A 14,429-nucleotide genomic window follows, 5' to 3' on the forward strand; every position below is an offset into this window, starting at 1 on the left:
CTCTCTCTCTCTCTTTGGGGGAGAGGGTCAACCGTGCTTGCCGCGCGCGACTTCCAAGATCTCGGTGAAGCTGTCGAGCAGGAAGGGCTTCTGCAAGAAGCCGGCGAGGCCGTTGCTGAAGGCTTCGCGCACGGTGTCGACGTGATTGTAGCCGCTCATCAGAATCACGACTGCCTCTGGCAGCTGCTGGCGGATCGCCGCAAAGACTTGAGGCCCGCTCATTTGCGGCATCGAGACGTCCACCAAAAAGGCGTCGAACTCCTGGCCTCGCGCTTGAGTGAGAAGCAGCGCTTCTTCCCCGTTTGATGCGGTTACCACCTGGTAGCCAGCGCGCCCAAGCAGGCGGGAAAGCGTGTTGCGCACGCTCTCCTCGTCGTCGACTACCAAGATCGTGTGGGACGACGTTGGGGTCTTGCGACGCAGGCTCTCGCTGGTCTCTTTCGCGGCGGGCAAAAAGACCTTGATGCTCGTGCCGCGCCCTTCCGCAGTGTAGAGCGTGATCGTGCCATGGTGGGCACGGACGATGCCATGCACTGCCGCGAGTCCCAGTCCATGCCCAGTCGGCTTGGTCGTGAAGAACGGGTCGAAGACCTTGTCGCGATTTTCCTCGGGGATACCACAGCCAGTGTCTGATACCTCGATGCAGACGTAGAGCCCCGGTGCAGCGGCCAGGTTGGAGCTCCGCGCGATCACCTCGCTGTCCAGTTCTCGCAGCGTGGTGGCGATGCTCACCAGGCCCCGGTTGCCCTCCAGCGCCTCACCAGCGTTGAGCACGAGGTTCATCACGACCTGGCGTAGCTGCGTCGCGTCCCCAATCGTCGCCAAGCCTTCGCCAAGCTCGAGCTTCACTAGGGCGTCGCGGCCGACGCTGACGTCGAGCACCTGGGCGATCTCCCGCACCAACTCGGAGACGTTGAGCAGCTCGTCCTGGTAGCGACCCTTACCGGAGTACGCCAGCAGTTGCCGACACAGGTCCGCTGCACGTCGCGTGGCGGTCATGATGTCGGTGAGTGATGCGAGCGCGTCGGGCAGATGCCGCACTTCGTCCAGGGCGATCTGCGCGTTGCCTAGGATAGACACCAGCAAGTTGTTGAAGTCGTGCGCGATGCCTCCTGCCATCAGGCCAAGGCTCTCGAGCTTCTGCGCCTCTCGCATGCGACGCTCGAGCTCCCGCTGCCCAGTGAGGTCCTCCAGCGCTGCCGAACTCCGCAGGACGTTACCTTCCTCGTCGTAGATCGCGATGCCACGCAAGCGCACCGGGAAGCTCGAGCCGTCCTTGCGCAACATCTGGTACTCGACGTCGCAGCTCCCGCTGGCGAAGAACGCAGGCAGCACCACCTCCCGCGCGTAACGCTGACTCTCCTCCGTGAGGAAGTCGGTGGACTTCCGTCCGACCACCTCCTCGCGCGTGTACCCCAGCTTGGACAGCCAGGTATCGCTGACGTCAAGGATCCGACCCTCCGGATCGATGCTATGCAGCATCGCAGGGGAGTCGCGGAAAAGGTCAGCCATCCCGACGGACCTTACCACGGGATGGTCTCGAGTGAGCGCGTGCCGAGCGATCGAATCCCAGCATCTGGGGGAGCGCCGTCAAGAGCTCGCGGATGCGGGGCACCCGGACTTGCCCCGGCTTGACGAGCGCGTGGAGCGGTGGACCCGACGCGCTGAATTCCGTGAGGATTGCGCGCACTCTGCCCGAAGTCAGCGCTTCTCGCCCCAGGAAGCCAAAGACCTGAGCAACTCCCAGTCCCGCCGCAGCTGCATCGAGCAAGCGCTCTCCTTGATCGAAGACGTGGCTGGTCGGGAGCGAAACCACCCGTGGTCGCGCGTTGGTCGCTGATGCTGCAAACACCCATTCTACAGCCACTCCGGAAGGAGCGCGGAACTTCAGGCAACGATGCTTGCTCAAGTCGCTCAACCGCTTCGGTGTGCCGTGGCGCTCTAGGTATGAAGCGCTGGCCACTGTCATCCAGTCGAGCGTCCCAAGCCGCTTCGCGACCAAGCTGCTGTCAGGCAACTCTCCGATCCGCAACGCGACGTCCACGTCTTCTTCGAGCAGCCACACGAATCGATCCGTGAAACGCAGGTCGAATGTTACCTCGGGGAAACGATCGAGAAACGCCGGTAAGGCCTCCACCAGTAACGGGCCCAGCACGAAGGGCAGGCTGATGCGCAGGCTACCTCGCACCTGGCTGCTCGACTCAGACAAAGCCGCTTCGCCGGCGTTGAGCGCTTCGAGCGCCTGCTTGCAGTGGGGCAAGAGGCGCGCGCCTGCGTCCGTCAATGCCACGCTACGGGAGGTGCGGTCGAAGAGCGCCATGCTGGTTTGCTCCTCCAGACCGCTGATCGCCTTGCTGATCGCCGCTGCGCTCACACCAAGCTGGCCTGCCGCTCGGCGGAACGATCTGAGTTCTGCGACCTGCACGAAAGCCTGAACCGCACTGATGCTAAACACGCCGCAGCTTATCGTTAACTTCTACTCAACTATAGGGTGAACGTGTGGCGCATTGTGGGAACGGGGGAACTCCCTATGCTCAAGCCCAAGAAAGGGACGACGATGACAACACGAAAGCACGCGGTACTGGGTACGGGGATGGTCGGGAAGGCGATCGCCAACAAACTGATTTCCCTTGGCCAACCCACACAGATGGGGTCCCGCACGAGTGGGAACGCCGCAGCAGTCGAGTGGGCCAAGGGCGCCGGTGAACTCGCGGGAGAGGGGAGCTTCAGCGAGGTGGCTCGCGGCGCAGATGTGGTCTGGTTGGCGCTGAAAGGCGAGCATGCCGTGAGCGTCGTTGAGTCTATCCGTGAGGAATTGAGTGGGCGAGTCGTGCTCGACTTGACCAATCCCCTCGACTTCTCTCAAGGCTTTCCACCGCGGCTCTCCGTGATGAACGACGACAGCCTCGGAGAGCAGATCCAGCGTGCGGCTCCAGAGGCGCACGTCGTGAAGACCTTCAACACGCTCTCGAACACCCTAATGGTCGAACCACAGCGGCTCAGCGAGCCGACCGATGTGTTCGTGGCAGGGGAGAACGCTGACGCCAAAGGCGTCGCCGTCGACGTGCTCAAATCGTTTGGTCATGAGGCGCCGATTGACATGGGAGGCATTGCTGCCTCCCGCGGACTCGAAGCCTGGCTGCTGCTCTGGACGCGGCTCTACGGTGTGCTCGGCACACCCGATTTCAATCTCAAGCTTGTCCGCGCGAAGGCGTGAGCGCGGACTCCAACAGTACCCGTCGCTCGGCCGCGTCAATGGCGCGCCGAGCGCGGGCATGAGCGTCCGGGTTCACGGAGATGGACGTGATCCCAAAGCGTACGAGCCGCTCGGCGAAGTCGGCTCGATTCGAGGGGGCTTGACCGCAGAGAGAAGAAGTTAGCCCGTTCGCTGACGCGGTGTGAATGATGTCGCGGATTGCCGCGAGTACCGCCGCGTCGGTTTCGTCGAACAGCTCCGCACAGATTTCTGAGTCGCGGTCTACTCCGAGCATGAGTTGGGTGAGGTCGTTCGACCCGATCGAGACGCCATGAATGCCCAATTTCGCGTAGTCCGGGATGCGATAGACAATGGACGGCACTTCCGCCATGACCCAGCGCAATAGACCGCGCTGGCGTCCGAGTGAGTGGCGTTCGATGCGTTCGAGGCAAGCCTCGAGCTCCCAGGCCGTGCGCACGAACGGGATCATGACGTGGAGGTTTGGCGTTTGCTCGCGGACACTGGCGAGCACGTCGAGTTCCAGGTCGAACAAGCCCGGATCCTTCACGTAGCGGTAGCACCCGCGATAGCCAATCATCGGGTTCTCTTCGTGGGGCTCGAAGTCTTGACCACCCGAGAGTCCCCGGAACTCGTTGGTGCGGAAGTCGTAGGTTCTATAGATCACCGGTCTGGGCGCGAACGCGCGCGTGATGCGCAGCAAAGACTCGCTCATCAGCTCAACGAAGCGTTGGCTGCCTCCGTCGGCGATCAGCTTCTTCGGGTGCACGCCAGCCAGGGCGTCGGTGATCATGAATTCCGCGCGGAGTAACCCCACACCGTCGACTGGCAGGGCTGCAACGCGCTCTGCTTGGTCGGCGATGGCGAGGTTCACGTAGAGCTTGGTCGCTGTGGCCGGGGCTACCTCCACAACCGGGGCCGCGACGGCCGCAGCAGGAGTGACCCCGCCCGTCACCACTGGGCTGCCGGTCACATCACCGGAATAGACTCGACCTTCACGACCGTCCACGGTCACGAGCTCGCTATTTCGCAGGCTGGTGGTCGCCGTGCGGGTCCCAACGACGCAGGGGATGCGTAGCTCGCGGCTGACGATGGCCGCATGACACGTCATACCGCCTCCATCGGTGACCAGCGCCACCGCCCGGCGCAAGATAGGGACCCAGTCCGGGCTCGTCATGCTCGCGACGAGAACGCTGCCGGGAGGAAACAAGTCGGCTTCGCTCGGCGAGTTGAGCTTGCAGACCGGGCCAGCGACTCGCCCGGGTGACGCACCAAGCCCGCGAAGCAACTCTGCGCCCGCGGGCTCCGCTTCTGTCAGCGTGGTGATGGGGCGGGTCTGGAGAAGGAACAGCGCCCCCGCGCCATCGAATGCCCACTCGAGGTCTTGTGGCATGCCGTAGTGTCGTTCCACCTGCAACCCGAGTTCAGCCACCTGTGCGACTTCGGCCTCGCTGAGTACTCGCGCGCGCGCCTGCCGATCGTCCAAGGGGAACCGACGTTGGGCGCCGGCGGTGTCCCAGAGCAGCTGGTGTGTCTTGTGCCCGATACGTGTCTCCAGCAGCGTCGGCCCTTGCTTGTCGAGCACGTAAGTGTCGGGCTCGACCTGTCCGCTGACCACAACCTCGCCCAAGCCAAACGCGGCTTCTATCACCACACGATCCCGCCGGTTGTCTGAGGGGTTGGCGGTAAACATCACACCCGACCGCGTGGAGTCCACCATGAGCTGCACCACCACGGCGATGGCGGGTTCTTCGGACATCCCTTGGCTCTGCCGGTAGACAAGCACGCGCTTCCCCCACACGCTCGCCCAACAGTCGACCAGGCGCTCGAGCAACTGTTCCACCCCTGAAACATTGGTGAACGTCTCGTTCATGCCCGCGAACGACGTGCCGGCAGCGTCTTCGGATGTCGCTGAGGAGCGGACGGCAACTCGAACGTCGGCTCCTAGTTCTGCGTAGGCTCGCGTCACGGCCTCGCGCACTTGAGCGGTTGGTCCCGCTTCGCGAACGATTTGCTTGAGCTGCCCGGCGAGCTGCGCAAGTGCTGCGTCGCCCTCGAAGGGAGCGTTTGCGAGATCGATCAGTTGCTTTCGCACACCAGCCGATTGCATCGAGGCCAAGTAGGCGTCGGCAGTGATCACGAACCCGGTCGGCACTGGGAAGCCCGCCCGCGTGAGCTCCCCGAGATTCGCGCCCTTTCCGCCCGCGATAGGTGAATCGGCTTTGCCGAGATCGGCAAACCGACGCACCCACTGAGGAGCTTTGCTTTCACGTTCCGACTCAATCTCTTGGCTCTGCATGGTTCGCTCCTCCACCTTGGCGTCAGGGTGCCGAAGGGGGTGCTGCAAAGCGCATTCCGTAGCGTTGGCCGCTCAGATCTGAACCACTACCTTCCCCAGGTGTTCACCACTCTCCAAGTGTGCATAGGCATCCTTGAGATCGGCGAAGCTGTACGTCTTGTCGATGATCGGCCTGAGCTTGGTCGCGTCCAGCGCCTGAACGAAGCGCTCGAACATCGCGACGGAGCCGACGTAAATTCCATGGACGGTGAGCCGCTTGTGCATCAGGCCATACAGGCTCAGCTCTGCGCGGATCCCTCCGAGCACGCCGATCAGGCTCAACTCTCCCCCAAACCTGAGAGCTTCGATGCTCTGTTCGAAGGTGCCAGCTCCACCCACCTCGAGGGCGAGATCGACGCCGCCTGTTGCCTCGCGGATGTGCTTGCCCCAGTTTGGGGTGCTCTTGTAGTTGACGACCTCGTCCGCACCCAAGGCGCGCAGACGGTCAGCTTTCGCGTCTTGGCTGGTGGTGATGGTCACGTGCGCGCCCGCGGCCTTGGCTAGCTGGAGGCCGAACACGGACACGCCTCCGGAACCCAACAGCAGCACCTTCTGCCCGGGCTTTAGACGCGTCACTTCAAACAGTGCCTGCCAAGCGGTCAGGCCGGCGCACGGCAACGTCGCAGCCTCTTCGAAGCTCCAGCCTTTGGGCATCGAGACCCAGCTCTTCTCGTCGAGCACCAGCTCCTCGCGCAGGACACCCGGCGCGTTGCCCCCGAGCGCGCTCTGATGACCGGCCTCCGAGAGCTCGCCATCGACCCAGGCGGGAAAGAAGTTCGCCATCACGCGATCGCCGACCCTAAAGCGGCTCACCTGTTCCCCCACGGCAATGACTTCGCCCGCGCCATCGGAAGCCGGGATCACCGGTGCGCTGCGTGACGCGGCGCCCTTTGCGATCAAGAGGTCACGGTAATTGAGGGAGGCCGCGCGCATGCGCACGCGCACGTCGGTGGGGCCGAGAGGGGGGGCCTCGACGGGTTGAAGTGTCAGGCCGAGTTTCGGGTCCAACTGCCAGGTTTGCATGGCTCTGGACCTAGAGGCGTGGTTCTCTTCTCGCAAGTACGCACAAATTTAGCTAGTACTTACAAGAAGAGAACTAATGGCCAAAACTAGACAGGTCCAAGAGAAGAGCCGCTGCGCGGTGGAGACCGCGCTCGGCGTGATTGGAGGCCGCTGGAAGGGCGTGGTGCTGTTCAAGCTGCTTGCCGGCGCACTGCGCTTCAGCGAGCTCCGACGGGAGCTGCCCGACTGCAGCCAGCGCATGCTCACCTTGCAGCTGCGGGAGCTCGAGGAGGACGGCTTGCTCACTCGCACTGTGTTCGCCGAGGTCCCGCCGCGGGTCGAGTACGAGCTGACAGATTTGGGCAAGGCGCTGCGCCCGATGCTTCAGGACCTTCGCGCCTGGGGCGAGCGCTACAAGCGCAGTGTCGCTGCTCGTGCGGCGGAGTGATAGGGTGCCCTAGGTGTCGTCGCTGGTTTCCGTAGTCACCGAGGTCCAGCCAGACGCGCGCTGGGTGATCGCCTCGCAGTGTATCCCTGCGGATTTGGTCGGCGACGTGGTGTCTTGGGTGGGTTACAGCGAGCAGCGCGCGGCGCCCCATCGACAACGGGAGCTGCCCGGCGGCCTCATCCACCTGATCTTCGAGTTTGGCCCGCCCCTCAGTATCTCCGACAGTGGGGGGGAGGTGTGTCGTCCCCGACGCGACCAGAGCTTCGTCACTGGCTTAGATGATAGCTTTGCGCTGACGGAGCACGCTGGGGAGCAGGCGGGCGTCCAGGTCAGCTTGATGCCCACCGCAGCGCGCCGTGTCCTCGGCTTGCCCCTCGGCGCATTGATGGGACTGGTCGTCGACGCAGCGAGTCTCGACAGTTTTCGGGGTGGAGTGACCCGCCAGTTCGCGAGCCTCGATACCTGGGAAGAGCGCTTCGCCTGGGTCGCGGGCTTCCTTCGCCAGCGCCTCAGGACGCTCGACGCCCGGCGCGACATCGCCTGGGCCGTGCAGGCGATTCGAGCTACCCGTGGCAGCGTATCCATCCAGGAGCTTCAGCGGCAGCTTGGCTTCAGCCGCAAGCACTTGTCGGCGCTCTTCCAAGATCAGGTTGGCGTCACGCCCAAGCTGTATGCGGAACTCACGCGGTTCGAGGGCCTCACGGAGGCGCTGAAAGCGGTAGGGACGCCGCGTCAGCCAATGCCTTCCTTGGCTGAGTTGGCCCAGGAGTTCGGCTTCTCGGATCAGGCGCACCTCGCTCGCAACGTGAAGCGCTTCAGCGGTCTGACTCCCAGAGGGCTAACCGCCCTGCTCGGGGCGCCCCACGTCGAGTTGTTCGAGGGCAGGTAACAATCGTTCAAGCCGCGCTTCGCTCCGGTCAGTATGCAGGGAGCATGAGTGACGACGCAGCGAACGGTTTCGAGCTTGGTAGGCTGATGATGAGCCTGTGGGTGCCGCAGGCGTTGCATGCCGCCGCGGAGTTGGGCGTCGCAGACGCCCTGGCTTCGGCACCGCTGAAGGCCGACGTGGTCGCCGAGCGGCTGGGGACGCATGCTGAGGCTACCCAGCGCTTGCTCGATGCGCTGTGCGTCTTGAACGTCGCAAAGAAGGGCGACGCTGGCTATGCCTTGACGGCTCTTGGCCAGTTTCTGAGGAGTGACGTCGACGGCTCCCGGCGTGCCTGGTCGCGCCTGATGGGTGGCGCGGAGGTGTGGCGCGCCTGGGGGCGACTCATCGAGTGCGTGCGCAGCGGGCGTGCAGCCTACGCTGTGGGCGAAAATCGCCGCACGGAAACGGAGACGTTCGACGCGCTGTTCGCCGACCCGACCGCGGCGGGGGTCTTTCATCAGGCCATGGCGGATGGCACCACCGGACAAGCAGCAGGCATCATCCAGGCCTTGGAGCTCCCCGCAGGAGCGAGCGTGATCGACGTGGGTGGCGGATTCGGCGCGCTCCTCTGCGCCGCGCTCGAGCGCGACGGGCGAGCCAGCGGAAGCGTGTTCGACCTGGCTCACGCCAAGCCAGGTGCCGAGCGCTTGTTCGCACAGCGAGGCTTGAGTCAACGCGCGGCCTTCGTTGCAGGGGACCTGTTCGAACAAGCGCCGCCTGCGGCAGACTGGCTGCTCCTGAAGAGCGTGATCCACGACTGGAGCGATGAGCGGTCGCGGATCATCCTGGAGAACTGCCGAAGGGCAATCGCGAGTGGTGGCCACTTGGCGATCATCGAGCCCTTTGCGATGCCGGCGGATGCGCCGACGCCTCCAGAGTTTGCGTGGGTGATGGCCTTCAGTGATCTGAATATGTTGGTCAACACGGGCGGCAAGGAACGCAGCCGGGAAGAGTTTGCTCGCCTGGCGGAGAGCGCTGGGCTCTCCGTGGAACGCACGCTGAGTTGTGGTGGGTTCTACAGCGCGCTGATCTGCCGCGCGGTGAGCTAGGGCGAGCGCCGTCCGGGCTTGCCGTTTGAATTATGGACACTACAATCATTGTCATGTCCATGGATATGCTGACTGCGATCATCGAGCTTCGCCGCGGCCTCGTGCGCGCGTTCAGCGCGACGTTCAGCGGTGAGATCAGCGCCCGCCAGGCTGGCTTGCTGCGGGAGATACGCGCAACGCCTGGCACTTCACAAGCGGCGCTCGCCCGGGCGACGGTCAACGACCCGTCCTTTGTCGTGCGTATGTTGGACCAGCTCGAGCGGCGCGGCCTGGTCACGCGGAAGCAGAGCGCGACCGATCGCCGTGAGCGCGAGATCAGTCTGACGAAGGCGGGGCTCAAGGCCCTCGGGCCGCTGGATGCCACCTTTGACGCGCTTGCGGCTACCACGTCGAAGGCGCTGTCCAAGAGCGAGCAGGCGCAGTTCATCGCGTTGGCAAGCAAGATCACCGATGCACTCGGCCAAGTTGCGGATTCTGGGGGAGAGCTGGAGGCGCGACGTGTCGGCGGCACCGCGTGAAGCAGAAGTTCTGGGCGAAACCGAGTCGAGCGGCTCCCAAGGGCGCCAACCTCCGGCGGCTCCCAGCCGGCTGAGCGCTCTCAGGCATCCGCGGGTTCGCCGCGTGCTGCTGGGTGTCGTGGCGGCGCTGCTCGCCGGAGCGGGTCTCTGGTGGGTGCGCTATCGCCCTTACGTCACCACAGACGATGCACGCATCGCTGCCCCAACCGTCGCCGTCGCGGCCGACGGCGTGGGCGGCCGAGTGGTGAAAGTACTGGTACGCGAGGGCGAGCGAGTCGAAGCAGGACAAGCCCTGATTCAGCTCGACTCGGACTCCGAGCGCGCCCAGGTCCTGCGCGCCGAAGCCAGCGTGAAGCTGGCGGAAGCCAACGTTGCCGAAGCCAAGACCGGCCTCGCGCTCGAACGGCATCTCGCGAGCGCCTCCGTGAGCCGCGCCAAGGCCACAGTTCACTCTGCGAAGGCCGCGCTCTTGCGTACAGTGCACGGTCCCCGCAACGAAGAGCTCGACCAAGCCAAAGCACGGGTGGCCGCCGCCAAGGCACGTGTCGCCGAAGCGTCCCGCAACTTCGAGCGCACGCAGAGCTTGCTCGATCAGGGTGCATCGACCCAGCAGTCACTTGATTCCGCGCGGACAACTAAAGAGTCGGCGGAGGCGAGCTTGAAGGCTGAACAGGCAGGCTTGGACCTGCTCGAAGAAGGCTCACGCCCTGAGGATGTGTCGATTTCCCGAGGCCAGGTGGCGCTGGCGGAAGCGAACCTCGAAGAGGCGGGCACCGGCGCCGATAAGGTCGCGCTGAAGAAGCGTCAGCTGGACAAGGCGGAGGCGCAGCTGTCGAGTGCCAAGGCGGAGCTAGCCCTTGCCAAGCTGGCCCTCGACCGCACGACCCTGAAGAGCCCGACCGCCGGTGTGGTGGTGCGCGTGCAAGCGGACCCGGGAGAACACCTGTCGACCGGACAAGGCGCAGTCACCGTAGTCGATATCGACCACGCATACGTGGCGGCGAACGTCGAGGAGACCCAGTCTGCGCGGCTCGCCGAGGGGCAAGCGGTTCAGGTCTCGGTCGACGAGGGAGGCGAACTGCGCGGTCACGTCGACGTCGTCGCTCAGAGCGCCGCTTCCGCCTTTGCACTGATCCCCGCGGATAACGCCGCAGGCAACTTCACCAAGGTGGTGCAGCGCATCCCGATTCGTGTGGCGCTCGATCAGAACCCGCGACTCGCAGCGCTGCGGGTGGGGCAATCGGTGGAGCTGCGGATCCGCGTGCAATGACCCAATCCGCAGCCCTCGACCCGAGCTATCGCTGGAAGGTGCTCGGGGTGGTGATGGTCGGCACCGTGATGTCAGCGCTCGACGCCAGCATCGTGAACGTGGCGTTGCCAAACATCATGGCGAGCTTCGGCGCCAACGTGGACCAGATCGAGTGGGTGGTCACCGGCTACATGCTCGGCTTCTCCACCTTCATGCCACTCACCGCGTGGCTCCGCGAGCGCATTGGCTATCGCTCGCTGTACATGGGCAGCCTCGCCGTGTTCACCTTGGGTTCCGTATTGTGTGGGCTGGCGCCGAACCTGACCACGCTGGTCATCGCTCGGGTGATTCAGGCATTCGGCGGCGGCGCAGTGACCCCGACGGGGATGGCCTTGATCGCCGAGGTCTTTCCGCCCAAGGAGCGCGGGCGCGCGCTGGGCTACTGGGGCGTGGGCGTGATCCTCGGCCCGGCGATTGGGCCGACCCTTGGTGGTTACCTCACGGAAATATTCGGCTGGCGCAGCATCTTCAATATCAACCTGCCGGTCGGTATGATCGCGCTCGCTGCTTCCGCCCGCGTCTTGCAGCGAGAGGAAGGCGGAAGCCGCCAGGGGCGGCCGTTCGATCTCCCTGGCTTCTTGCTGTTGTCGAGCTTCCTGGTGACCGCGTTGCTAGCGCTCTCGAATGGCAACCACGAGGGCTGGACTTCCCGCTACGTCATCGTTTGCGCGGTAGTCAGTGCGATTTCCTTTGCGTTGTTCATGGCGGTGGAGTCGGTCGTGGGCGAAGGGATCCTTGACCTCGGTCTGTTCAAGAACACGCAGTTTTCGGTCGCCCTCGTGGTCACCGGCGCGCGCTCGATCGCGCTCTATGGGGGCACCTTCTTATTGCCGCTCTTCTTGCAGAGCTATATGGGGCGATCAGAGGTCGAAGCGGGACTCTTGCTTCTGCCTGGGGCGTTGGTGATCGGAGCGATGATGCCCATTGCCGCGCGGATCGCAGAGCGCACGGGTCCTCGGCTCCCGACGCTCTTGGGCCTGGTACTCACGGCGCTCTTCATGTGGATGTACCGTCGCCTCGATGTCACGACGAGTACCTGGGACGTGCTGTTCCCCACGCTGATTCGTGGCGTTGGACTCGGGCTCTTGATCACCCCTGTCATGACCGCTGCCATGAACGCCGTGCCCACGCAGAATGCCGGCATGGCCTCATCCATGTTGAGTCTCACGCAGCAGGTCGCGGGTTCTTTGGGCATCGCCGTCTTGGCATCGGTGCTCGGTCATCGAGCCACTTTTCATCGAGCCGTGGTTGGCGAGAGCCTGCGCGCGAGTTCCCCAGCGCTGCTCGAGGTGACCCACGACGTCACCTTGCGAGCGCTCGAGCTTGGGGTCCCTCCTCACGCCGCGCTCGCAGTCGCTCAGACCACAGTCGGCAAGCACGCGGTACTTGCGGCGGGTGTCTTGAGTTTCAACGACGCGTTTTTGGTCGGCGCCGGTGTGGTGCTGATCGGCGTGATCCCCGCGCTGTTGCTCAAAGACGTCGCGCGCGGTGCGAGCTCGGACAGCTCCAGCGAGCAAGCACACGTGCTGGAGTAGCGCTGAGTCCGATCGGGGTTGGGGGAGGGAGAACCGTCGCGTACCCTCCTCAACTGATGTCAGAACAGAACCAAGCAGAGCCGCTCCGTGGCGGCTGCTTTTGTGGCGCCTTGCGCTACCAAGTTGACCGGCCCTTGGTCGGTGCTCAGAGCTGTCATTGTTCGAAGTGTCGAAAGGTGTTTAGCGGTGCGGGCTCCTCCTTTGGGTTCCTCGCCCCAGACAGCTTCAGCTGGGTCGACGAACCTCGCGCGCTGAGCCGCTACGCAAGCGGCGATGGCTGGGAGATCGGCTTCTGCGGAACGTGCGGGTCCACCCTGTGCGGGATCCACGAAGGCACCGTGCGTGGAGTCACGCTCGGGAGCATCGACGGCGACCCGGGGATCCAGATCGCCCGCCACCTCTTCGTCGGCTCCAAGGCCCCCTGGGATCACATCGGGGGCGATGCCCCGCAGTTCGATGAGGGAGGGGACTAGCGTCGCGGTTTTTTCTTTCAGCGAGCGATGAGTTTGGGTTCTCGCTGGGGTCAAAGGAGTAGCTCGGCTCAAGCAGCCGAAGAAACACGGAGCTTCTGATGACGATTCAAGCCGCGACTCCCTATTTCATCCTCAACGGCCACGCCCGCCAGGCCATCGAGTTCTACTCCGGAGCGCTGGGCGCCAGCGCGGAGCCCCTGCTCACCTTTGGCCAGATGGATCAAAGCTGCAGCGAGGCGCAAAAGGATAACGTGATGCACTGCGTGCTCAAGGTGGGGGCAACCACGTTGATGCTGAGCGATGGGCCGGCAGCTGGAGAGTTGCCTCCCAGTGGGCTCGTCTGCGTAGCTCTCGATTTCGACGACGCAGACGAGCTTCGACGTGTGTTTGGTGCGCTCGAGCAAGGCGGCGAGGTCGTCAACGCGGTGTTTGACGCGCCGTGGGGCGCACTGTTTGGCGTCGTGCGGGATCGCTTCGGTGTTGAGTGGATGCTCAACTGCCTGAAAAACTGAGGCGCTCTGGATTCGGTTCCTCCCGGAAAATCCGTTACCAGGCGAGCTGGTCAGCAAGTTGGTCGCGGCGCGAGCCGCCGAGAACCTCGCGCGAGGGAAATGAGCATGAGCATTCAGAAGGTCGCGTTCACGATGTACCCCATCAAGGACCCCGATCGCGCCCGGCGGTTCTACGAAGAGACGCTTGGGCTGAAGGTCGGTATGCACGGCGGCCAGCATGGCGTGGTGTGGATCGAATACGACCTGCCTGGAGGCGGCTGCTTGGCGTTGACCAACGTGGGTGACGCCTCGCCCAGTACGAATTCGGGTGGGACCATCGCCCTCGAGGTCAGCGACCTTGCAGCCCTCGTCGCGGAGCTGAAGGCCAAGGGCGTCGAGTTTTCTGCCGAGGGGATCCGCGGCCCGCACTGCGCGATGGCCGTTTGTCTCGACTCCGAAGGCAACTCGATCCTCCTGCATCAGCTCGACAGCCCCTCCTGACAGTACGCTGTCAGCGCTACCGCGTAAGCTCGACCCCATGAGCTCAACCGGCAAACTCCGCGTGTACATCGCTTGCTCCCTCGACGGCTTCATTGCCGGCGCCGACGACGACCTGTCGTGGCTGCCGGGTGTGGAGAGCGAACCAGGAGGGCTGCCTCCGGAGCCCGAATCGGCCAGCGGCGCCCTCGGCTTCGAACAATTCCTCGGGGAACTAGGTGCCGTGCTGATGGGTCGACGCACCTACGAGGTGGTCGAAGGGTTTGGGGGAGAGTGGCCCTACGGGGAGCTGCCGATGCTGATCGCGACCTCTCGCGAGCTAGTCACTCAACGGCCGCAAGTGACTGGCGCAGCAGGAGACATCCAGACCTTGGTTAAGCAAGCGCTCGAGCTAGCGGGTGGCAAGGACGTCTACATCGACGGCGGCAACCTGATACGCCAGGCGCTTGACGCGAAGCTGATCGACGATTTGGTGGTCACCCTCGCTCCCATCGTATTAGGCAGCGGGATCCCGCTGTTCGCGGGGGTGAGCGCTCGCCACGGTTTCGAAACCCTGGGCCACTACCCGTTTCCGGGCGGCATGGTGCAGTGGCACCTGCGTCCACGACGTTAGCGACTTACCACGA

The 14,429-nt window shown here is 64.2% G+C and carries 15 protein-coding genes; 11 read left to right on the forward strand and 4 right to left on the reverse strand.

Annotation, left to right across the window (positions count from 1 at the left end):
• Nucleotides 1–27 precede the first annotated feature (27 nt).
• A complete protein-coding gene (locus H6718_11965; GenBank protein MCB9586108.1) occupies nt 28–1,512 on the reverse strand; it encodes a response regulator in 1,485 nt (494 codons plus the stop codon).
• Complete coding sequence (locus tag H6718_11970; protein MCB9586109.1) at nt 1,505–2,455, reverse strand: LysR family transcriptional regulator; 951 nt, start codon at nt 2,453–2,455, stop codon at nt 1,505–1,507. The genes H6718_11965 and H6718_11970 overlap by 8 nt, the downstream gene beginning before the upstream one ends.
• A 102-nt stretch (nt 2,456–2,557) precedes the next feature.
• Here H6718_11970 and H6718_11975 point away from each other — a divergent pair, with 102 nt between their 5' ends.
• Complete coding sequence (locus tag H6718_11975) at nt 2,558–3,217, forward strand: NAD(P)-binding domain-containing protein (protein ID MCB9586110.1); 660 nt, start codon at nt 2,558–2,560, stop codon at nt 3,215–3,217.
• Here H6718_11975 and ppsA read toward each other — a convergent pair.
• Together ppsA and H6718_11985 are read right to left on the reverse strand one after the other, a co-directional pair.
• Nucleotides 3,192–5,513 (reverse strand): phosphoenolpyruvate synthase, encoded by a 2,322-nt coding sequence (ppsA, locus tag H6718_11980; protein MCB9586111.1) that lies wholly within the window; start codon nt 5,511–5,513, stop codon nt 3,192–3,194. The genes H6718_11975 and ppsA overlap by 26 nt on opposite strands.
• A 72-nt stretch (nt 5,514–5,585) precedes the next feature.
• On the reverse strand, nt 5,586–6,575 hold the full coding sequence (locus tag H6718_11985; GenBank protein ID MCB9586112.1) for an NAD(P)-dependent alcohol dehydrogenase: 990 nt from the start codon (nt 6,573–6,575) through the stop codon (nt 5,586–5,588).
• Between the two features lie 76 nt (nt 6,576–6,651).
• Here H6718_11985 and H6718_11990 point away from each other — a divergent pair, with 76 nt between their 5' ends.
• From H6718_11990 to H6718_12035, 10 genes are all read left to right on the forward strand, one after another.
• On the forward strand, nt 6,652–7,002 hold the full coding sequence (locus H6718_11990) for a helix-turn-helix transcriptional regulator (protein MCB9586113.1): 351 nt from the start codon (nt 6,652–6,654) through the stop codon (nt 7,000–7,002).
• A 13-nt stretch (nt 7,003–7,015) separates the two neighbouring features.
• On the forward strand, nt 7,016–7,891 hold the full coding sequence (locus H6718_11995) for a helix-turn-helix transcriptional regulator (protein ID MCB9586114.1): 876 nt from the start codon (nt 7,016–7,018) through the stop codon (nt 7,889–7,891).
• 44 nt (nt 7,892–7,935) lie between these two features.
• Nucleotides 7,936–8,979 carry a methyltransferase gene (locus H6718_12000; GenBank protein MCB9586115.1) on the forward strand — a complete coding sequence of 348 codons (1,044 nt, stop codon included), beginning with the start codon at nt 7,936–7,938 and terminating at the stop codon, nt 8,977–8,979.
• A 53-nt stretch (nt 8,980–9,032) separates the two neighbouring features.
• Complete coding sequence (locus tag H6718_12005; protein ID MCB9586116.1) at nt 9,033–9,497, forward strand: MarR family transcriptional regulator; 465 nt, start codon at nt 9,033–9,035, stop codon at nt 9,495–9,497.
• Nucleotides 9,478–10,767, forward strand: a complete 1,290-nt coding sequence (locus tag H6718_12010) for an HlyD family secretion protein (GenBank protein ID MCB9586117.1) — start codon at nt 9,478–9,480, stop codon at nt 10,765–10,767. The genes H6718_12005 and H6718_12010 overlap by 20 nt, the downstream gene beginning before the upstream one ends.
• Nucleotides 10,764–12,341: a DHA2 family efflux MFS transporter permease subunit gene (locus H6718_12015; GenBank protein ID MCB9586118.1), complete on the forward strand. Its 1,578-nt coding sequence runs from the start codon at nt 10,764–10,766 to the stop codon at nt 12,339–12,341. Before H6718_12010 ends, H6718_12015 begins: the two co-directional genes overlap by 4 nt.
• 56 nt (nt 12,342–12,397) lie before the next feature.
• Complete coding sequence (locus H6718_12020; protein ID MCB9586119.1) at nt 12,398–12,814, forward strand: GFA family protein; 417 nt, start codon at nt 12,398–12,400, stop codon at nt 12,812–12,814.
• Nucleotides 12,815–12,912: 98 nt separating this feature from the next.
• On the forward strand, nt 12,913–13,326 hold the full coding sequence (locus H6718_12025; GenBank protein MCB9586120.1) for a VOC family protein: 414 nt from the start codon (nt 12,913–12,915) through the stop codon (nt 13,324–13,326).
• Between the two features lie 105 nt (nt 13,327–13,431).
• Nucleotides 13,432–13,806: a VOC family protein gene (locus tag H6718_12030; protein ID MCB9586121.1), complete on the forward strand. Its 375-nt coding sequence runs from the start codon at nt 13,432–13,434 to the stop codon at nt 13,804–13,806.
• A gap of 37 nt (nt 13,807–13,843) precedes the next feature.
• A complete protein-coding gene (locus H6718_12035) occupies nt 13,844–14,416 on the forward strand; it encodes a dihydrofolate reductase (protein MCB9586122.1) in 573 nt (190 codons plus the stop codon).
• Nucleotides 14,417–14,429 lie beyond the last annotated feature (13 nt).

This window comes from Polyangiaceae bacterium, assembly GCA_020633205.1.
Classification (GTDB): domain Bacteria; phylum Myxococcota_A; class Polyangia; order Polyangiales; family Polyangiaceae; genus JAHBVY01.